The sequence below is a fragment of the Micromonospora sp. CA-263727 genome, from assembly GCF_050942455.1.
In the GTDB taxonomy this organism is placed as follows: domain Bacteria; phylum Actinomycetota; class Actinomycetes; order Mycobacteriales; family Micromonosporaceae; genus Micromonospora.
In genome coordinates this window covers 4,073,807-4,093,542 of record NZ_CP192031.1, presented here as the reverse complement: position 1 = coordinate 4,093,542, position 19,736 = coordinate 4,073,807, and the positions used below count along the sequence as shown (strand labels likewise).

Below are 19,736 nucleotides of genomic sequence, written 5' to 3'. Positions count from 1 at the left end.
CCATGTCGACGCCGAACCCTGTGAACCCGCCAGGCTCACCGACACTGTTGATCATTCGCGGCAATTCCGGCAGCGGAAAGACGACCACCGCCCGCGAGGTCCGCCGCCGCTTCGGACGCGGAGCCGCACTCCTCGAACAGGACTACCTGCGCCGCACTCTGCTTCGGGAACACGACAGCACCCGCATCGACCCAGTCGCACCGGAGTTCATCACCGCGACCGCCCGCACCGCCCTCGACCTGGGTTACCACGTCATCCTCGAAGGCATCCTGCACACCGAACGTTACGCCACCGTCCTACACCAGCTCACCGACAGCCATGCCGGACCGGTCGCCCTCTTCTACCTGGACGTGTCCTTCGACGAGACCGTCCGCCGCCACCTCAACCGGAACGAGCCCATTCCCGTCACCCCCGACGAGATGCGCCGCTGGTACGCCCACCGTGACCTGCTGGGCGTTCCCGGAGAAACCGTCATCGCCGAGACCAACACCTTCGAGGAGACGGTCACCACGATCCTGCGCACCAGCGGCCTCGACAGTGCGACACCACAGACACCCTGCCCACGGCGTTGCCGGCACTGCGCCCGCGAATCCGCCGAGATCGCCACTCCGGCTCCGGCTTCTTGAAACCGGTACGGACCTTCGCCGCGCCAACCGCTCTGACATTCCAGCCGAAGCAGCCCGGGCCCCCTGTTTCGCGGGTCCGGGCTGCTCACAGCGGGCCCAGGACCTCCCCGGGTGACGCATCCAGCGCAAGCGTCTCGAGCACGCTGAGCAGCTGACGCTCCTCGTACCGGAAATGGTTCTCCATGATGGCTGCGACGCCCTCAAGGCGACGATCCAACTCGGCTGCCGGCGCGGCCCGATCGACCGCGGCTTGGAGGCCGGCGAGCAGGTGCGCGATCATCGAGTGGTCCTGGGTTAGCTGGCGGAGTACGGGCCTCAGCTCCGGGTGCAGCGCCTCGATCGCCGGGAACAGAGTGTGGTCCTCGCCCCGATGATGCCCGTCCAGGGCCGCGCAGAACCCGTGGCAGTACAGCAGCACCGCGCGTGAGGTCCAGCGCCTCACGCAGACGCGCGTGCACCTGGCGAAGCTCACGGCTCCAGGCGACGAACCTGGTCGTCTCGCGCTCAGTCACGCGAAGACGAAGGATACGACGTCAACATCGTCGTTCTCCCTCGGTCGGACGCCTCCATGCCTGACACGGCCTGCCACCGACACGCGACGCTCCCCGAAGCGTAGTTCATCGAGATCAGCTGACGGAAGAGCGAAAGACTGCCATGCCCACAGTCCGTAAACGCGGGACTGTACAAATAACGGCTGATTGACCGATCAAGGGAGAGACGCCAGATGACGACCGAGGCCACCGTGGGACAGCCGGCCGTGGGGCCGGTGGGTGCGGTCACGGATGAGCAGTTGATCGCGATGCTGGTCGATCGGGCTCGTGGGGACGGGCTGAAGCTGACCGGCGAGGGCGGGCTGCTGCAGCAGTTGACGAAGCGGGTCCTCGAATCGGCGTTGGACGGGGAGATCACCGACCACGTCGGCTACGACAGGCATGACTCGGCGGGTCGGGGTAGCGGGAACACCCGTAACGGCAGCCGGACCAAGACGGTGCTCACCGACGTCGGGCCGGTCGAGGTGCGGGTCCCACGCGACGCGGCGGGGACGTTCGAGCCGCAGATCGTGCGTAAGCGGCAGCGGCGCCTGACCGGTGTCGACGACATGGTGCTGTCGCTGTCTGCTAAGGGCCTGACCCACGGGGAGATCGCCGCGCACCTGGCCGAGGTCTACGGCGCTGAGGTGTCCAAGCAGACCATCTCCACGATCACGGACAAGGTCATGGACGGCATGGCGGAGTGGCAGAACCGGCCCCTGGACCGGGTGTATCCGGTCGTGTTCATCGATGCCATCAACGTCAAGATCAGGGACGGGCAGGTCGCGAACCGGCCGATCTACCTGGCCATGGCGGTCACCGTCGACGGCCACCGTGACATCCTCGGTATCTGGGCCGGTGACGGCGGCGAGGGCGCCAAGCACTGGCTGCACGTGCTCACCGAGTTGAAGAACCGCGGCGTGGCCGACGTGCTCATGCTGGTCTGTGACGGGCTCAAGGGACTGCCGGAGGCGGTGGAGACGGTCTGGCCGCGCACAATCGTGCAGACGTGTGTGGTGCATCTGCTGCGCAACTCGTTCCGCTACGCCGCCCGGCAGGACTGGGACAAGATCGCCAAAGCGCTGCGGCCGGTCTACACCGCACCGACCGAGGACGCCGCCACCGAGCGGTTCCTCGAGTTCGCCGAGGCGTGGGGCCGTAAGTATCCGGCGATCGTGAAGCTGTGGGAGAACGCCTGGGCGGAGTTCGTACCGTTCCTCGCCTTCGACGTCGAGATCCGCAAGGTCATCTGCTCCACGAACGCGATCGAGTCGGTCAACGCCCGTATCCGCAAGGCCGTGCGAGCTCGTGGCCACTTCCCGAACGAGCAAGCCGCACTCAAGTGCGTCTACATGGCCTTGATGAGCCTCGACCCGACCGGCGCGGGCCGCCGGCGCTGGACCATGCGCTGGAAGGCACCTCTGAACGCCTTCCAGATCGCCTTCGAAGGCCGGCTCACCCCGGCCAACCACTGACCACCTCAACAACCAAGATCAGCCGTTAACTTGACACTCCCCCACACCGCTAACGCAACAACGTTGTCCATGATCGAGTGGCATCGAAGCGCAGAAATAGCCACTCGGTCCGGTATCCGGTGTGATCTTGAAGCCGGACATGGACCTTGGCCTGCCTGCGTTGGGTAGTGGGATCGGCGGGCTCGGGCTCGGGCTTGGGGCGATCGCGGACAGCGCGATACCGGAACGGATCGTGCGGGACGCGGCGCGGGCCGCTCCCGAGGTAGTCATAAATCCTATCTGGCATAGGGGAATTGCGGGTGATGTATCGCGCAGTGCCGGAGGGCCCCAGCACCACAACACCGCGGCGCCGCATTATCCGGAAAACTACTCTCGGTAGCGATCCTGCGGTAGCGGCGGGCGGCGCAGCGACCCGCCCCCGACCGTTCAGTCGGGTACGCCGAAGATCCGCTGACGGGCCCGGTACCGGCGAGCGTTGATCTTGTTGCCGCAGGGCGACATCGCGCACCACCGGCGGTTTCCCGATCGAGAGGTATCGACGAACAGGACCGTGCAGTCCTCGTGCTCGCAGTCGCGGATGCGCGCGCGCAGCGGACCACCGAAGAGGTCGACGGCGTCCCGGGCGATCATCGAGAACACCTCCTGCGCGGTGCCCAGCGGCGGTCGCCGCGCGGTGCGCGCCTCGGCGTCGAGCACCGGAGGGACCAGCGGCGACAAGGCGAAACGGTTGATCGTGTCCACGTCGGACCGGACCGGGCGATGGTCGTGGACCACCGCCAGGGCAACGGCGTGGACCGCCTCACGCAGGACCCGCGCGGCATCGAGATCCGCCGCGCCGAAGGGCGGCGGGACGGTCGCCAGATCGACCCGCTGGCACCACTCCTGGAGCAGGTGCGGCGAGGTCAGGCGCTCGGTGTCGCGACGCCCCACTCCGGTGCGGGTGGCGGCGAAGTCCAGACACAGGCAGTCCGAACGGCAGATGAAGCGCCAGCCACGGGCGTTGTCGACCGGATCCGGGAACCGCGTCCGGGGCAATCTTCGCCCAGCCCGATCGTCACCGTCCGTGAAATTTTGCTCAGCCATCTCTTCCCTTCCCGACCCTCCTGGGAGCCTAGTGAGCCGCGCCATCCCCCCGCGCGACCGTGTTCCACATATTGGAATCACATCATCAGTGTCTTGCCCGCTGACGCGACATCACCGTACGTTGCTGCCCGTGGTCATCCGGTCGGCTACCGACAGCCACCCCCCGGTGCGAGCCTCACCTCGTCTCGTGGCGGCGACAACAGAGGAGCACGTGAAGGAATGAAGTCTTCGTATCCGAGATCGTTCATCACCACCGCGATGGTCGCACTGGGGTTGGTCGCCACGCTTGGTGCCTGCTCCACGGAGGACAGCGACGGGTCGTCGACGGCCGGGGCAACCGCGCCGCGCAAGGGCGGATCGCTCGCCTTCGCCGTGCTCTCCGACCCGGGATGCGCCGACCCGCAGCAGGTCACCAGCCTCGATGCCGGGTACTGGGCCCGTCAGATCGTCGACTCGCTGACCGAGCAGGACCCGGAGAACGGCGAGATCCTCCCCTGGCTGGCCACCGCGTGGGAGACATCGGCCGACGCCACCGCCTTCACCTTCACCCTCCGCACCGACGCGACGTTCTCCGACGGCAGCAAGGTCGACGCCGAAGCCGTCAAGAAGAACTTCGACACCCTGGTCGACCTGGGCGCACGGGCCGCCACCGGCGTCGGCTACCTGCGCGGGTACCAGGGCAGCGACGTGCTCGACGACAACCGGGTGCGGGTCCGGTTCGAGGCGCCCAACGCCCAGTTCCTGCAGGCCACCTCCACCTTCCAGCTCGGCATCGTGGCCCCGGCTAGCCTGGCCAGGACCGCAGACCAACGGTGCGCCGGCGTCATCGCCTCGGGTCCGTTCGTGCTGGAACGCTACGCCGAGGGAGAAGGCGTGGACCTCGCCCGGCGCAGCGGCTACGCGTGGGCGTCGCAGTTGTGGGACAACAAGGGGGAGGCACACCTCGAATCCGCCCGCTTCCGGATCGTGAGTGAGTCGAGCGTCCGTACCGGGGGCCTGCAGTCCGGCGAGTTCGACGCCATCGCCGGCGTTTCCGCACAGGATGTGACGCTGCTGGAGTCCAGCGGCGCCGCCTTGGTCGTCAAGACCAACGGCGGCATCGGATTCCAACTCGCGGCCCGCAACGACGCCCCGATCATCTCCGACCTGGCGGTCCGCAAGGCGCTCTCGCTGGCCATCGACCGGCAGCAGATCGCCTCCGTCAACTACGTGCCCGGCACCAAGGCGGCCACCAGCATCCTGTCCAGCGCCACCCCCGCCCACGAGGACCTCGGCCAGCAACTGCGCCACGCGCCGCAGGAGGCCCAGCAGGTGCTCGACGCCGCGGGGTGGATCGCCGGCAGCGACGGCATCCGGGTCAAGGACGGCAAACGCCTGGTGGTCCGCGCCGTCTGGACCAACGGTGCCGTCGGGAACAAGACGCTGCTGGAACTGGTCCAGCAGTACGCCAAGGCCGTGGGCATCGACCTCACCCTGGTCGAGCAGGATCAGGCGACCTTCGTCGAGAGCCTGGGTAGCGGCGCGTTCGACGTCATCCTGACCACCGTCACCCGAGCCGACGGTGACGTGCTGCGCAGCACCTTCAGCAGCAAGCTGAACAACCAGTTCCACGTGCCGGCCACCAGCCTCGACGCAACCCTCGACGAGCAGGCCGCCGAGCCCGATCCCGCCAAGCGCGCCGAACTCCTCGCCGCCGCCCAGCGCGAGATCGTAGACAAGCTCTACGGGATCCCGTTGGTCGAGCTGACCACGGCCGTGGGCGCCTCGGTCAAGCTGCACGGTGTCTCCCTCGACGCCTCGTCCCGGCTGCGCCTGCACGACGTCTGGAAGGACCAGTAAGCCGGTCTGACCCTGCGGCGGGCCGGACACGAGCGCCGGCCCGCCGCCGACGGCTGGGAGAACGATGAGACCTCGCTACGTCACCGCCCGCCTCGCCCAGGCCGCCTTCGTGCTGTGGGCGGCCTGGACGCTGAGCTTCGTGATCCTCTACCTGCTACCCGGTGACCCGGTACGGATCCTGGCCAGCGGCGGGCTGGAGAACCCGGACCTCGACCCCGCCTACCTCGACCAGCTCCGCGCCGAGTACGGCTTCGACCAACCGGTGGCGGCGCAGTACCTCGACCGGCTGACCAGCGCGCTCGGCGGTGACCTCGGGCGGTCCATCACCAGCGGCCGGCCCGTGGTGCAGGTGATCATGCAGGCGCTGCCGGTCACCCTCCCGCTCGCGCTCGGCTCCCTCGCGGTGGCCCTTCCCGTGGCGCTCGCCATCGGCCTGGCCGCGAACATGAACCGGGCGCGCTGGGCGGCGGAACTGGCCTACTCCACCCCCGCGCTCATCGTGTCGATCCCGACGTTCTGGCTCGGTCTGGTCCTGCTACAGGTCTTCTCGTTCCGATGGCATCTGTTCCCCGCGACCAGCACGGACACCCTGCACGGCCTGGTCCTGCCGGCGGTGACCCTGGGCCTGCCCAACGGCGCGATCCTGGGACAGGTCTTCGCCCGCAGCCTCAGTCAGACACTCGCCGAGCCGTACATCCAGGTCGCCATCGCCAAAGGGCTACGCCGGCGCCAGGTGATCGTCTCGCACGCGCTGCGCAACGCGCTCATCCCCAGCTTCACCGTGCTGGGCCTGGTGGTGGGCAACACCCTCGCCGGGTCGGTGATCGTCGAGACGGTCTTCTCCCGTCCCGGCCTGGGTCGGCTCGTCGCCCGCGCCGTCAGCGTCCAGGACATCCCCATGGTGCAGGGCGCCGTGCTGCTGGGCGCGGTCGTCTTCGTCCTGACGAACCTCCTCGTCGACCTGCTCTATCCGCTGATCGATCCCCGGGTCGCCCGCCCCGGCATCTCCGGGGACGCACCGTGAGCACCACGTCGACCCGGGCCCGCCGGCTGATCCGGCGTCCCGGACTCGCCCTCAGTGTCCTGTTCGGACTGCTCGTACTCGCGGCCCTGATCCGGCCGTCCCTGCTGGCCGGCGGCGACCCACTCGCCGGTGACCTCACCGAACGCCTCACCGCACCCGACGGCCGGCACCTCTTCGGCACCGACCACCTCGGCCGTGACCTGTTCACCCGGGTCGTGCACGGCACCCGGCTCTCCCTCGGCGCGACCGGCCTGGCCGTCGCGCTCGGCGCGGTCACCGGCACCGCCTTCGGCCTCGCCGCCGGATATGCCGGCGGGCTGGTCGACAGCATCCTGTCCCGGCTCACCGACGTCCTCCTGGCGATACCGTCGCTCCTGCTGTCCCTGGCCATCGTCGCCGCGCTGGGCCGGGGCACGGTCAACATCGCGGTCGCGGTCGGCGTCGGCAGCATCGCCGCCTTCGCCCGGCTGACCCGCTCCGAAGTTATCCGCGTCCGCACCCGCGAGTACGTCGAGGCAGCTCGCGCCATCGGCATCGGCCACCTTCAGATCGTCGCCCGGCACGTGCTGCCCAACAGCGCGGGTCCCGTCCTGGCACTGGTGATCGTGGAGTTCGCGATGGCGATCCTGTCGGTCGCGGCGTTGAGCTTCCTCGGCTACGGCGCCCAGCCGCCCGCTCCCGAGTGGGGTGTGCTGGTCGCCGAGGGACGCGACCACCTCGCCACCTCATGGTGGATGACGACGTTGCCGGGCCTGACCATCGTCGCGCTGGTGGTCTCACTCAACCGGATCGCGCGAGCCGTGCAGGGGGAACGATGAACCCACCCGGAGCACTCCTCGAGGTCAGCGGCCTGACGATCACCTATCCGCCGGCACCGGCACCCGCCGTCGACGGCCTGTCGCTACGGGTGGCAGCCGGCGAGATCGTCGCCCTGGTCGGACAGTCGGGATCCGGCAAGTCGACCACCGCCACGGCGATCCTGCGGCAACTGCCGCCCGAGGCCCGCGTCACCGCCGGGTCGGTCCGGCTCGACGGTGTCGACCTGACCCGCCTCTCCGAAACCCGCATGTACGGCATCCGGGGCCGGCACGTCGCGCTGGTTCCCGAGGACCCCGGCTTATCGCTCAACCCGGTCAAGCACGTAGGGGCCCAGATCGCCGAGGTGATCCGCCGGCACGGCCTCGGCACCCGGCGGGAGGCGGCCCACCGGGCCGTGGAACTCCTCGACGAGATGGGCATCGACCGTCCCGCCCAGCGGGCCCGGCAGTACCCCCACGAACTCTCCGGCGGGATGCGGCAACGCGTCCTCATCGCCCAGGCGATCGCGGCCGGTCCCCGGTTGATCCTCGCCGACGAGCCGACCAGCGCCCTGGACGCCACCGCGCGCCGATCCGTCCTCGACCTGCTCACGAACGTTGTCCGCGCCCACGGTGCCGGGCTGCTGCTGATCACCCACGACCTCGCCGTCGCCGCCGAACGCAGCGACACCCTGTACGTCCTGCACGCCGGGCGCGTCGTCGAGAGCGGGCCCACCGGGTCGGTGTTCCGCGCGGCCCACCACCAGCACACCCGGGAACTGCTGGCCGCCATACCGGACCCCACGGTGCCGGTGCCGACGCCGGCCCTCGCAACCGGAGCGCCGCTGGTTCGCGTGGCGCGGCTGACCAAGCGCTACCGCACCGGATGGCGGGCCTCGACCGCCGCCGTCGACGGGGTGGACCTGGTGATCGGCCAGGGCCGCACGACCGCGGTGGTGGGGGAATCGGGGTCCGGCAAGACGACCCTGGCCCGGATGCTGTTGCGCCTGACCCCGGCCACCACCGGGGCCATCGACTTCGACGGGCTCGACGTCCGCGCCGCGCGCGGCCAGCGCCTACGCGACTTCCGGCGCCGCGCGCAGATCGTCTACCAGAATCCGTACGGCTCGCTCGACCCCCGCTTCACCGTCGCGCAGCTCGTCCACGAACCGTTCCGCACCCTGCCGCCGCGCGAACGGCCCCGGCCGGCCGAGGTGGTCCCGGAGCTGTTGGCCCGGGTCGGACTCGACCCGGCGCTGGTCACCCGCCGCGCCCGGCAGCTCTCCGGCGGGCAGCGGCAGCGGGTCGCGATCGCCCGGGCGATCGCCCTGCGGCCGGACCTGCTGGTGCTCGACGAGGCCGTCTCGGCGCTGGACGTCTCCGTCCAGGCGCAGGTGCTCGACCTCCTGCGTCGACTACAGGTCGACCTCGGGCTGACCTATCTGTTCATCTCGCACGACATCGCCGTCGTCCGGCAACTGGCCCACCAGGTGGTGGTCATGCAGGGCGGACGCGTCGTGGAGGCCGGTGACGCCGGGCAGGTCCTCGACCGGCCCCGGCACCTCTATACCCGCACGTTGCTCGACGCGGTGCCCCGGTGGCGGGGCCCGGGAACACCCACCCCTGAGAACGAGGACGGCACGACGTGACCAGCCAGCGAAGACTCCTGCTCAACATGAACCTGATCGGTGCCGGCGCGCACACCGGGGCGTGGCGTTGGCCGGGAAACGACCCGTCCGCGTTCGCCTCGATCGAGTCGTACGTGACCGCCGCCCGGCACAGCGAGCGGGGCCTGCTGGACGCGGTCTTCCTCGCCGACACCCCCGCCCTGCGCGACGGCATCGCGCACCACCCCCAACTACAGGGCTTCGATCCCGTGGTGATCGCCACCGCCGTCACCGCCGTGACGCAACGGATCGGCGTCATCGTCACCGCCTCCACCACCCTGAGCGAACCGTACGACCTGGCCCGTCGGATCCAATCGGTCGACGTGGCCAGCGGTGGCCGGGTCGGCTGGAACGTCGTGGTGACCGGCACCCCGGCCGCCGCGGCGAACTTCGGGCACCTGGCCTTTCCGGACAAGAGCGGACGGTACGCGCGCGCCGAGGAGTTCGTGGACGTCGTCCTGGCGCTCTGGCGGAGTTGGCACCCCGACGCCGTGATCGCCGACGTGGCCGGCGGCACCTACGCCGACCCGGCACTGATCCGCGCTATCGACCATCGCGGCCGTCACTTTGAGGTCGCCGGTCCACTCACCCTGCCCCCGTCACCGCAGGGCCACCCCGTGATCGTGCAGGCTGGCGGCTCCCCGCAGGGCCGGGCGTTGGCGGCCCGGACCGCCGACGTGATCTTCTCCTCCGCGACCACTGTCACGCACGGCCGCGCCTTCGCCGCCGACGTACGCGCCCTGGCCGCCGAGCACCGCCGCGACCCGCGCTCCGTGGCCATCCTTCCCGGGCTGATCACCGTGCTCGGGGGCACCGAGCAGGAGGCCCGACAACGCGCCGACGACCTCCACGAACTGAGCGACCCCGCCGACACGCTGCGGCGGCTGGCGTTCGGACTCGCCGTCGACGTGGCCGACCTGCGGCTCGACGAGCCGGTGCCGGCCGGGGCGTTCCGCGCCGACCTCGCCGACCTGGCCCCCTCGGAGGGCAACTACCAGGCGCTGCTGGCCCTGGCCCGGCAGGGTCTTCCGGTCCGCGAGGTGCTGCGCCGCGCCGGCACCGGCGGCCACCGGGTGTTCGTCGGCACCGGCGAGCAGGTGGCCCAGGACATCGCGCAGTGGCACGCCGCAGGCGCGGCCGACGGCTTCAATCTCATGCCCGACGTCCTCAGCGACGGTGTCCCGGCCCTGATCGACGAGGTGCTGCCACATCTACGGGCCGCCGGTCTCGTTCGGCACGGGTACGACACGTCGACGCTGCGCGGGCACTACGCGCTGCCCGAACCCGAATTCGGCTAGGCCCTCGACGTTCCAGAAGACCATCCGCCCCGCCGGGCCGTCGGTACGCCCGGACCTACTGTCGGGTACGGACCCGACCTGAAAGGAATGGCCATGTCCACCACCGTCCACGCGACCAGCAGCCTCGACTTCGGTCGGTTCGTGCTGACCAGCCGCACCAACCACCTGGTCGTCGACGCCTCCGAACGGCGGGGCGGCACCGGCGAGGCGATCCAACCGGTGGAGGTGTTCCTCGCCTCGCTCGCCACCTGCACCGCCTCCAGCTTCCAGTACTGGGCCCGGGAGCAGGGCAACCCGGTGGGCCGGGTCGAGGTGACCGTCACCGGTGAGACCGTCACGGAACCGGTCGGCTTCTCCGGGATCCACATCACGGTCTCCGTCACCGGCATCACCCAGGGGCAGCTTGCCGACATCGCCGAGGCGTACCGCACCACCTGCCCGATCTACTCCACCATCGCGGCGACGGTGCCCGTCGAGGTGGAGCTGCGGATCCTCGCCTGATGAGGCCGTGGGGTCCGCCGCCCGCTACGCAAGGCGTGGAACGCGGCGAAGGACCGAGCGGCGCCGTGGTGGCGGAAATGCTGGCGAATCGGAGCCTGCCGTGCCGTCGGGCCGCTGCCCCGCTTGCGTCACCGCCTTTTCGGTGCGCGAGGATAGCCTCATGACCGAGGACCGGGGGTTGCCCTCAAACTCCAAACTGGACACCACGGTTCCGCACTCGGCGCGGATCTGGAACTACTGGCTCGGCGGCAAGGACAACTTCGCGGTCGACCGGGCCGCCGGCGACGAGGTGATCGCACACATCCCGGACATCCCCATCGGGGCCAAGTCCGAGCGCGCGTTTCTCAAGCGTGTGGTCAGGTTCCTCGTCGAGGATGCCGGCATCCGTCAGTTCCTCGACGTCGGCACCGGACTCCCCTCGGCGGACAACACCCACGAGGTCGCGCAGTCCCTCGACCCGCGCTGCCGGGTGGTCTACATCGACAACGACCCGCTCGTCATGGCGCATGCGCGTGCGCTGCTCACCAGTACGCCGGAAGGCAGCTGCGACTACGTCGAAGCCGATCTACGGCAGCCTGACACGATACTCGCGTCCGCGCGGCAGACGCTCGACCTCTCGCAGCCAATCGGGCTCATGCTCCTCGGCGTCGTCAACCACCTCATGGACGACGACGTGGCGTACGGCTGCGTCGCGCAGTTGGTGCAGGCGATGCCCACCGGTAGCCATTTGGTGCTCACCCATTCCACCGCGGAGATTCACGGCGAGCCGATGCTGCGCGTGATGCGGGAGACCACCGAGCGCGGCGGCACGCCGATCCGCGCCCGGACGAAGATGGAACTCGAACGCTTCTTCGACGGGTTGGATCTGCTGGAACCCGGCGTCGTCACGTGCTCGCGCTGGCGCCCCGACCCGGAGTCCGACGAGCCGGAGGTCTACCTGTTCGGCGGCGTCGGCCGCATCGGCTGAGCTGAGCCTCTCGACACCGGTCAGCCACGAGGGCAGCCTCTCCACGCACCGGAATTGACCGCTGGACCAGCGGTCACCGGCCCACCGCACGGCGACGGACTCTTCGCGTGGCGGACCCACGCCGCTGCGGACCCGTTCGTGCCACCGTCGGTGTTCAGGACCCGCCTCGCCTCCACCGCCCATTGCCGGTCGCTCTCAACCTCACCACCGTCAGGCAGGTGGACCGAGAGTTACCAGGCGTTCCGCCGAGGCTTGTAGGCAGGTGCGATTCATGCCATCGTCGCGACATGAGGCCGCGCAGGAGCAGACGATGATCATCGATGCAACGCTAGCCCGCGTCAACCAAGGGGTGCAGTTGCATCATCATCAGGGCCAGCGTGAGGCTGCTCGCGACTTGTTTGCGCAGATCTGGGATGAGATCGGTGGGGAGCGAGGCGATCCTTTGCACGTTTGCGTCCTCGCGCACTCGATGGCCGATGTGCAGGACGATGTCCAGCAGGAGTTGGTCTGGGACGAGCGAGCGCTGGCGGCGGCCGACCTGCTTTCCGATGCCCGGGTTGCACAGGCTGGGCTGCCAATGTCGGTGGCCGGTCTGTATCCGTCGTTGCACCTCAATCTGAGTGACTGCTATCGCAAGCTTGGCGATCTCGGCCGTGCGCGTGAGTACCTCCAGCGTGCGCAGGCGGGGGTCGGTGCCCTTGGCGATGACGAGTACGGGCAACTGATCAAGAGCGGCATGGATCGGCTGGCGCAGCAACTGACCTCCAAGTAGGCGCGGGGGCTGCCGAAGAGACACCCGGCAGCTGGCGGGGCCGCCGGGCAATGCCTCAGATCAGACGGCGGGCGCCAGAAGCTCTCTCATGGACACGGCGCGTGCACCAACGAGGGCACCATAGGCCACAGAGGCCCGGCACCTTGACGTACGGCAGCGCCGACTGGCCGGCATGGCCGCAGAACTCGCCCGTGAGCTGCGCCCTGGACGGCCCAGGCGACGTCGAAGGTCACCGAGGCACGCAGGGCGGTCCGGGCCGCGACAGAAGCAGCGAAACTGGCCGAGGAACTCAGCACCCGACTGGAAACCCTCAACGTGCTGCTGGCCGATCAACGCCGCGAGGCCGCCGAGTTCGACCGCGATGAGGCAGCGGCGACCATCCAACAGGCTGCCCTGACCGCGCAGATCACCGAACTCACCGAAACCCGCCGCTACGTCATCCATCTGCCCGTCGTCGCCGTCGACCCGCCCACCGCGTAGCGCCTGGCCCGGATGATCATCATGCCGTGGGCCGGCCCGGGCGAGACCACCGTCTCCACCGAGGATGCCCAGGGCGTACGCCATCGGGTCTTCTGCGGCCTGCGGCTGCCCAGCTGCCTGCTGCACGTCGACCACGACGGCCCCTGCGCCCGCCGCCTGCGCCGATGAGGTGACTGTCGCTCATCCCTCTCACGCGGTACCCGTTGCCGTCGGGATCGGCTGGCGCGCGGAGTGCAAGCCCGTGCCGGCCGGAGAACGTTGCGGCTTGACCGGTCGACGCGGCGGCGCCGTCATCGCCGCCGATCAAGCCGCCGCCCGGCGATGTGATATGGATCATTTTCGCGTTGACGCCCCGTCGGCGACAATTTCTCAACGCGATCACATTTGTGCCGAAGGTTTGTCGAGATGTTCGGACCCGCAACTTGTCCGGCGCCCTCACCTTCAGCCCTGTCTTGTGGAGCTAGTGATGATCATCGGTGTGCTTCGGGAGTCACGCTCGGACGAGACGCGCGTGGCGGCGACGCCCGCCACCGTCGTGGAGTTGACCAAGCTGGGTTACGAGGTGGTGGTGGAGTCCGGCGCGGGGCTCGCGTCCTCGTTCTCCGACGAGGCGTACGTCGAGTCGGGCGCGGCGATCGGTGACGCGCTGAAGGCCGACATCGTGTTCGCCGTCAACGCGCCGTCGACCGAACAGCTGGACAGGCTGCCCAAGGGCGCCACGCTCGTCGGCATACTGCACCCGAGCCTGAACCCGGACCTGGTCGAAGACCTGTCCCGGCGACCCATCACGGCACTGGCGATGGATGCCGTACCCCGGATATCGCGGGCCCAGTCGCTGGACGTGCTGTCATCGATGGCCAACATCGCTGGCTACCGGGCGGTGGTAGAGGCGGCGCACGTGTTCGGCCGGTTCTTCACCGGGCAGGTGACCGCCGCGGGCAAGGTCCCGCCGGCCAAGGTGCTCGTCGCCGGCGCGGGTGTCGCCGGCCTGGCGGCGATCGGTACCGCCGGGAGTCTGGGTGGAATCGTGCGGGCGACCGACCCGCGGCCGGAGGTGGCCGACCAGGTCAAGTCTCTGGGCGGCGAGTACCTGTCCGTCGAGACCACGGACGTGGAGGTCTCCGCGACCGGCTACGCCAAGGAGATGTCGGACGACTACAACCAGCGCGCTGCCCGGCTCTACGCCGAGCAGGCCAAGGATGTCGACATCGTCATCACGACGGCGCTGATCCCCGGTAGGCCGGCGCCGCGGCTGATCACCGCCGAGATGGTGGCCAGCATGAAGCCGGGCAGCGTGATCGTCGACATGGCGGCCGCCAACGGTGGAAACGTCGAGGGAACCATCCCAGGCCAGGCCGCGGTCACCGAGAACGGCGTCACCATCATCGGTTACACCGACCTGGCCGGACGCCTCCCCGCGCAGGCATCACAGCTGTACGGCACCAATCTGGTGAACCTGATGAAGCTGCTGACGCCAGGTCGGGACGGACAGCTGGCACTGGACCTCGATGACGTCGTTCAGCGCTCGATGACCGTCGTACGGGACGGCGAGCTGACCTGGCCGCCCCCACCGGTACCGGTGTCGGCGGCACCGGTGAAGACGCCAGCCGCCCCATCGGCGACCGCCTCGACCGAAGCTCACGAGAAGGCGCCGGCCTCGTGGCATCGGCGGTTGACGCTGGCAGGGGCCGGTGCCGCAGCGCTGTTCCTTGTCGCGGCGATGTCGCCGGCCGCCCTGCGGGGCCATCTCACCGTCTTCGCGCTGGCGATCGTCATCGGCTACTACGTGATCGGCCAGGTGCACCACGCCCTGCACACACCGCTGATGTCGGTGACCAACGCAATCTCGGGGATCATCGTGGTCGGTGCCCTGCTACAGCTCGGGCACGGCGACAACCTCGTGACCGTGCTCTCTTTCGCCGCGATCCTGTTGGCCAGCATCAACGTCTTCGGTGGCTTCGCGGTGACCCGCCGCATGCTCGCCATGTTCTCCAGGAGCTGATCTGATGACCGTCGAGGCTGCGGCGCATGCGGCGTACATCATCGCCGCCCTGCTGTTCATCCTGGCGCTGGCCGGTCTGTCCAAGCACGAAACGGCCAAGGCCGGGAACACCTTCGGCATCGCCGGCATGGTTCTGGCGCTGGCGGCGACCATCGCGCTCGCAGTCGTCCACGACATCAGCAACCTTGGTCTGACCCTGCTCATCGTGGCGACCGTCGTCGGCGCCACGATCGGGCTGTACCGGGCGGGCAAGGTCGAGATGACCGGCATGCCGGAGCTGATCGCCCTCCTGCACAGCTTCGTGGGCCTTGCCGCCGTGCTCGTCGGGTGGAACGGGTATCTCCACGTGGAGGCCGACCTGGGTGGTGCGGCTGCTGAGTTGCTGCGCCGCCAGGGCCTGCTCGGGGTCCACAGCGCCGAGGTCTTCATCGGCGTCTTCATCGGTGCCGTGACCTTCACCGGCTCGATCGTCGCCTACCTGAAACTGTCCGCCCGGATCAACTCCAACCCGATGATGCTGCCGGGCAAGAACATTTTCAACCTTGGTGCGCTCGCCGCGTTCGGTGTGTTCACGGCCTGGTTCGTCGTCGAGCCACAGCTGTGGCTGCTGATCGTCGTCACCGTGATCGCCCTGCTCCTCGGCGTGCACCTGGTCGCCTCCATCGGCGGGGGCGACATGCCGGTGGTGGTGTCGATGCTCAACAGCTATTCCGGCTGGGCGGCAGCCGCCGCCGGCTTCCTGCTCGAGAACGATCTGCTGATCGTCACCGGCGCGCTGGTCGGCTCCTCGGGCGCCTACCTGTCCTACATCATGTGCAAGGCGATGAACCGGTCGTTCATCTCCGTGATCGCCGGTGGCTTCGGCATCGAGGCCGGGCCCGCCGACGACCGGGACTACGGCGAGTACCGGGAGACCACGGCCGAGGACCTCGCCAAGATGCTCGCCGCGGCCGACTCCGTCGTCATCACACCCGGGTACGGCATGGCGGTCGCCCAGGCGCAGCACGGCGTCGCCGAACTCACCCGTCGGCTCCGCGAGAGAAACGTCGACGTCCGCTTCGGCATCCACCCCGTGGCTGGCCGCCTCCCGGGGCACATGAACGTGCTGCTCGCCGAGGCCAAGGTGCCCTACGACATCGTCCTGGAGATGGACGAGATCAACGACGACTTCGCGAACACCTCGATCGTCCTGGTCATCGGGGCCAACGACACGGTCAACCCTGCCGCTACCGAGGACCCCGCGAGTCCCATCGCCGGCATGCCCGTCCTCAGAGTCTGGGAGGCCGACAACGTCATCGTCTTCAAGCGCTCGATGGCCTCCGGCTACGCGGGCGTGCAGAATCCTCTGTTCTTCCGGGAGAACAGTGCGATGCTCTTCGGTGACGCGAAGGACCGGGTGGAGGACATTCTCCGCGCCCTCTGACCCATGACTCCCGGTCAGTCGAGGTCGTGTTCCTCGGGGCTGGTGTTGCCGTCCCGGCCGGGGACACGCCGCCCCACGGCCTGGGCGATCCGGTCCGCCGGCACGGCGCCCTGGGCGAGCCACACCATGAGCCGGGTCGCGATGATGGCATGGGCGTACCCCGGCCAGGTGGCCGGCGAAGCGACACGTGACGCGCGGACACGCCCGGCGGGCGGAGGGGGCGGTGTCCGGCGGGCTCGGTAGGGTGGGTCGCCGGAGGGACCGCCGCCGGAAGGACGACGATGACTGACCAGCCGTCGAGGACCACGTTCGGCTTGGACGAGTTCGGGCTGGACGACCGGATGCGGCTGTTCGGCTACGTCACGGCGGAGAACCGGTTCGCCTATCGCTGGCTGCTGCGCGCCTTCGAGTCGGCGCGTTCCAGCTACCACGTCATGCTGCACACCGCCGACGTCGCGGCGATGCTCAGTGTGCTGCACGGGGCGAACCCGGACTGCCCCGATCCCGCCGAGCTGGAACTGCCGCGGCTGCTCGACGCGCTGGTCGAGTGGGGGGTTCTCGACCGGGGCCAGGACGGCACCCGGGCGAACACCCTCGCCGAGTATCGCAACCGGCACTCGGTCTACCAGTTCACCGAGGCCGGCTACCGGGCTCACCGGGCGGTGGAGGCGGTCCTCACCGCCACGATGGACGACAGCACGCTGTCCCGTCTGGTCTTCGCCGACCTGCTCGCCGACCTGGCCGCGCTCGCCGCCGCCAACGAGGCCGGCGACGCCGAGGAGGTCTACCGCAAGCTCAACCGCCTCGACCGGGCGTTGGCCGACATCGCCGAGCGGGCGGCCCGGTTCTATCACATGCTGGGTGACCTGAGCCGCACCAACGACGTACGCCCGGAGGCGTTCCTCGCCCACAAGGACGCCCTGCTGACCCATCTGCGGGACTTCCACGACGAGTTGCAGCGCTACACGCCGCGGTTGCGGGCGGCGGTGCACGAGGTGGAGGCGACCGGCCTGGACCGTCTGATCGAGGCGGCGGCCGAGGCGGACGAGCGGCTCTTCCACACCCCGGTGCAGCGGCTGGAGGACTGGCGACGCCGGTGGCGGGGGCTGCGGTCGTGGCTGGCGCCACCGGGCGCCGAGGAGGTCAGCGAGGCCGACCGGCTCGCCGACGCCACGGTGGCCGCCATCGGCGACGTGCTGGCCCTGCTCCGGCGGGTCACCGAGGCCCGCCGCGGTGGGGTGAGCCGCGAGTCGCAGCTGCGTCACCTCGCCGCCTGGTTCACCCGGGTGCCGTCGCAGGAGGCCGCCGACGCGCTCTTCGACGCCGTGTTCGGCCTGGGCGCGCCCCGGCACGTCGCGGTGACCCACGCCGACCCGGAGGCGATCCCGACCCGGCTGTCCTGGTGGGAGGCGCCGGCGGTGGAGCTGTCCCGGAGCCTGGTGGTGAGCGGTCGGGAGCCCGGGCAGGGGCGGGGCCGGCCGGCCCGGATCGACCGGGGCGACGAGCGCCGGCACCGGCTGCGCGCCGACCAGTTGGCCCGGGAGCGCCGGCTCGCCGAGGCGGCGGCCGTGCTGGCCGAGGCGGACCTCGACGAACACCGGTTGGACGCGGAGCAGACCTCCGTGCTGCTGCGGCTGCTCGACCTTGCCCTCGCCGTGCGGGTCGGCGCCGCCCGTGCGGTGCCGCTCGCCGCGGCCGCGCACGGTGTGCGACTCACCCTCACGCCGACGCCGGGCCGGTTTACCACGGTACGCACCGCCGCCGGCCGGCTGCATCTCGACGGGTACGCGCTGACCGTGGCCGCTGCCAGCCACACCGCCGTGCACCGCCGGGAACTGGTGCCGGCGTGAGCGTGCGGGACGGAGCGACGGCATGACCGAACCCGTCCGGCACCGGTTCGCCACCGACATCACCGATCTGGAACTCGCCGACTATCAGCGGGCCGTCCGCCTGGTGCTGCGCCACCCGCTGATCACCGCGACCTGGCCGGACGAGCGGGCGCTGCCCCGGGTCCGGCGGTTCGCCACGACGCTGCGCCGGGACCTCTCCGAGGCGTTCGGCTACCGGCTGGAGTTGCACGGCAGCACGGCTCGGCTGGTCCGGGCAAAGGACCGGTTGGACCCCACCCACCCGGCCCGGTCGCGCACCGGCCGCCCGTTCGACCGCCGGCGCTACGCGTACCTCGCGCTCTGCCTGGCCGTGTTGGGCCGGGCCGGCGTCCAGATCACGCTCAGCGAGCTGGCGGACTCGGTGGCCGCCGACGCGGGCCGGATCAGCGGGCTCGGACTCGATCCGGATCAGGGCGCCGACCGGCGGGCCTTCGTGGACGCGGTGGGCTGGCTGGAGGAGCGGGGCGCGCTCCGGCTGACCGACGGGTCCACGTCGGCCTGGGCCACCGACCCGGGTGCCGGCGAGGCGCTGTACGACGTGGCGCGCGACGTGGTCGTCGCGCTGTTCCGCCCGGTCCGGGTGCTGCAACATGTCGACTCGGCGGAGGCGCTGCTCGACCGCTCACTGGCCAGCAGCGGCAACGCCGAGCGCCGGCGCAGCGCGCAGGTGGCCCGCCGGACGGTGGTGGAGTCCCCGGTGGTCTACCTGAGCGACGTCGATTCCGCGGTCGCCAACCATCTGCGCGGTGCCGCCCTCGCGGCCGACCTGACCCGGCTGACGGGGTTGCGGCTGGAACGGCGGGCCGAGGGCGTGCTGCTGGTGGACACCGTGGGCCTGAGCGTGGAGCGGTTCCCCGGCACCGGGTCGGTGGCGCAGGTCGCGGTGCTGCTCGCCGTCGAGCTGGCCGAGCGGGCCCTCGATCCGGACGGTCGCCGGGTCCGCCGGCTCACCGCGCCCGACGAGTCCGCGCGGCAGCGCGTGCTCGTCGACCAGGTCGACGCCGGCCTGCCGGCCGCCACGTTCGTGCGGCTCGACGACGAGATGCCGGCGCCCGCCACGGCCGAGCCGGACGGGTCGGCGCAGGTGCCCGGCGAGATCCGGCTGCCGCTGGTCACCGAGAGTTTCCTGCGCGACGCGGTGGCGGAGATCCTGCGGCGCTACGGGTCCGCGTTCGGCGCCCAGTGGCACGCCGACCCGCAGCGGCTGGGCAGCGAGGCGGTCGCGCTGCTGGAACGCTTCGGCGCGGTCATCCGCGTGCCCGGCGGCGTGCTGGTCCGGCCGCTGGTCGGGCGGTACCGCAGCACCGTCGCGGCGGTCCGGCAACGGGCCGCCACCGAGACCCTCTTCTGACCCCGGGAACCG

The 19,736-nt window shown here is 70.2% G+C and carries 16 protein-coding genes and 1 pseudogene; 15 read left to right on the top strand and 2 right to left on the bottom strand.

Annotated elements, in window-relative coordinates:
* Positions 1-2 precede the first annotated feature (2 nt).
* A complete protein-coding gene (locus ACQPYA_RS17965) occupies positions 3-626 on the top strand; it encodes an AAA family ATPase (protein ID WP_433528240.1) in 624 nt (207 codons plus the stop codon).
* Between the two features lie 85 nt (positions 627-711).
* Here ACQPYA_RS17965 and ACQPYA_RS17960 read toward each other — a convergent pair whose 3' ends face one another.
* The gene (locus ACQPYA_RS17960) at positions 712-1,068 is read right to left on the bottom strand and encodes a hemerythrin domain-containing protein (RefSeq protein ID WP_433528239.1); all 357 of its coding nucleotides are present in this window, start codon (positions 1,066-1,068) and stop codon (positions 712-714) included.
* A gap of 357 nt (positions 1,069-1,425) precedes the next feature.
* On the opposite strand from ACQPYA_RS17960, the gene ACQPYA_RS17955 reads away from it, so the two are divergent.
* Complete coding sequence (locus ACQPYA_RS17955) at positions 1,426-2,631, top strand: IS256 family transposase (protein WP_433533476.1); 1,206 nt, start codon at positions 1,426-1,428, stop codon at positions 2,629-2,631.
* A gap of 426 nt (positions 2,632-3,057) precedes the next feature.
* Here ACQPYA_RS17955 and ACQPYA_RS17950 read toward each other — a convergent pair whose 3' ends face one another.
* Positions 3,058-3,714, bottom strand: coding sequence for a CGNR zinc finger domain-containing protein (locus ACQPYA_RS17950; RefSeq protein WP_433528238.1), 657 nt, complete (start codon positions 3,712-3,714; stop codon positions 3,058-3,060).
* 219 nt (positions 3,715-3,933) lie between these two features.
* Here ACQPYA_RS17950 and ACQPYA_RS17945 point away from each other — a divergent pair, with 219 nt between their 5' ends.
* From ACQPYA_RS17945 to ACQPYA_RS17885, 13 genes and pseudogenes are all read left to right on the top strand, one after another.
* Positions 3,934-5,553 carry an ABC transporter substrate-binding protein gene (locus ACQPYA_RS17945; RefSeq protein WP_433528237.1) on the top strand — a complete coding sequence of 540 codons (1,620 nt, stop codon included), beginning with the start codon at positions 3,934-3,936 and terminating at the stop codon, positions 5,551-5,553.
* Positions 5,554-5,617: 64 nt separating this feature from the next.
* Positions 5,618-6,577 (top strand): ABC transporter permease, encoded by a 960-nt coding sequence (locus ACQPYA_RS17940; protein ID WP_433528236.1) that lies wholly within the window; start codon positions 5,618-5,620, stop codon positions 6,575-6,577.
* Positions 6,574-7,395, top strand: a complete 822-nt coding sequence (locus ACQPYA_RS17935; RefSeq protein ID WP_433528235.1) for an ABC transporter permease — start codon at positions 6,574-6,576, stop codon at positions 7,393-7,395. The genes ACQPYA_RS17940 and ACQPYA_RS17935 overlap by 4 nt, the downstream gene beginning before the upstream one ends.
* A complete protein-coding gene (locus ACQPYA_RS17930; protein WP_433528234.1) occupies positions 7,392-9,023 on the top strand; it encodes a dipeptide ABC transporter ATP-binding protein in 1,632 nt (543 codons plus the stop codon). The genes ACQPYA_RS17935 and ACQPYA_RS17930 overlap by 4 nt, the downstream gene beginning before the upstream one ends.
* Positions 9,020-10,339 carry an NtaA/DmoA family FMN-dependent monooxygenase gene (locus ACQPYA_RS17925; protein ID WP_433528233.1) on the top strand — a complete coding sequence of 440 codons (1,320 nt, stop codon included), beginning with the start codon at positions 9,020-9,022 and terminating at the stop codon, positions 10,337-10,339. The genes ACQPYA_RS17930 and ACQPYA_RS17925 overlap by 4 nt, the downstream gene beginning before the upstream one ends.
* Before the next feature lie 93 nt (positions 10,340-10,432).
* On the top strand, positions 10,433-10,840 hold the full coding sequence (locus ACQPYA_RS17920) for an OsmC family protein (RefSeq protein ID WP_433528232.1): 408 nt from the start codon (positions 10,433-10,435) through the stop codon (positions 10,838-10,840).
* Positions 10,841-11,000: 160 nt separating this feature from the next.
* Positions 11,001-11,807 (top strand): SAM-dependent methyltransferase, encoded by an 807-nt coding sequence (locus tag ACQPYA_RS17915; RefSeq protein WP_433528231.1) that lies wholly within the window; start codon positions 11,001-11,003, stop codon positions 11,805-11,807.
* A 310-nt stretch (positions 11,808-12,117) separates the two neighbouring features.
* Complete coding sequence (locus ACQPYA_RS17910) at positions 12,118-12,579, top strand: hypothetical protein (protein ID WP_433528230.1); 462 nt, start codon at positions 12,118-12,120, stop codon at positions 12,577-12,579.
* Positions 12,580-12,984: 405 nt separating this feature from the next.
* Positions 12,985-13,227 (top strand): annotated as a pseudogene (locus tag ACQPYA_RS17905) (hypothetical protein).
* Positions 13,228-13,300: 73 nt separating this feature from the next.
* Positions 13,301-15,061 carry a Re/Si-specific NAD(P)(+) transhydrogenase subunit alpha gene (locus ACQPYA_RS17900; protein WP_433528229.1) on the top strand — a complete coding sequence of 587 codons (1,761 nt, stop codon included), beginning with the start codon at positions 13,301-13,303 and terminating at the stop codon, positions 15,059-15,061.
* A 4-nt stretch (positions 15,062-15,065) separates the two neighbouring features.
* Positions 15,066-16,484, top strand: coding sequence for a Re/Si-specific NAD(P)(+) transhydrogenase subunit beta (gene pntB, locus ACQPYA_RS17895; RefSeq protein ID WP_433528228.1), 1,419 nt, complete (start codon positions 15,066-15,068; stop codon positions 16,482-16,484).
* Positions 16,485-16,765: 281 nt separating this feature from the next.
* Positions 16,766-18,334: a TIGR02677 family protein gene (locus tag ACQPYA_RS17890; RefSeq protein ID WP_433528227.1), complete on the top strand. Its 1,569-nt coding sequence runs from the start codon at positions 16,766-16,768 to the stop codon at positions 18,332-18,334.
* Between the two features lie 22 nt (positions 18,335-18,356).
* On the top strand, positions 18,357-19,724 hold the full coding sequence (locus tag ACQPYA_RS17885; protein ID WP_433528226.1) for a TIGR02678 family protein: 1,368 nt from the start codon (positions 18,357-18,359) through the stop codon (positions 19,722-19,724).
* The last annotated feature ends 12 nt before the right edge of the window (positions 19,725-19,736 follow it).

Coding starts and splice junctions, on each gene's coding strand:
- pntB (WP_433528228.1), top strand. CDS start 15,066: ATGACCGTCGAGGCTGCGGCGCATGCGGCGTACATCATCGCCGCCCTG.
- ACQPYA_RS17940 (WP_433528236.1), top strand. CDS start 5,618: ATGAGACCTCGCTACGTCACCGCCCGCCTCGCCCAGGCCGCCTTCGTG.
- ACQPYA_RS17915 (WP_433528231.1), top strand. CDS start 11,001: ATGACCGAGGACCGGGGGTTGCCCTCAAACTCCAAACTGGACACCACG.
- ACQPYA_RS17955 (WP_433533476.1), top strand. CDS start 1,426: ATGCTGGTCGATCGGGCTCGTGGGGACGGGCTGAAGCTGACCGGCGAG.
- ACQPYA_RS17945 (WP_433528237.1), top strand. CDS start 3,934: ATGAAGTCTTCGTATCCGAGATCGTTCATCACCACCGCGATGGTCGCA.
- ACQPYA_RS17920 (WP_433528232.1), top strand. CDS start 10,433: ATGTCCACCACCGTCCACGCGACCAGCAGCCTCGACTTCGGTCGGTTC.
- ACQPYA_RS17950 (WP_433528238.1), bottom strand. CDS start 3,714: ATGGCTGAGCAAAATTTCACGGACGGTGACGATCGGGCTGGGCGAAGA.
- ACQPYA_RS17930 (WP_433528234.1), top strand. CDS start 7,392: ATGAACCCACCCGGAGCACTCCTCGAGGTCAGCGGCCTGACGATCACC.
- ACQPYA_RS17890 (WP_433528227.1), top strand. CDS start 16,766: ATGACTGACCAGCCGTCGAGGACCACGTTCGGCTTGGACGAGTTCGGG.
- ACQPYA_RS17885 (WP_433528226.1), top strand. CDS start 18,357: ATGACCGAACCCGTCCGGCACCGGTTCGCCACCGACATCACCGATCTG.
- ACQPYA_RS17965 (WP_433528240.1), top strand. CDS start 3: ATGTCGACGCCGAACCCTGTGAACCCGCCAGGCTCACCGACACTGTTG.
- ACQPYA_RS17910 (WP_433528230.1), top strand. CDS start 12,118: ATGATCATCGATGCAACGCTAGCCCGCGTCAACCAAGGGGTGCAGTTG.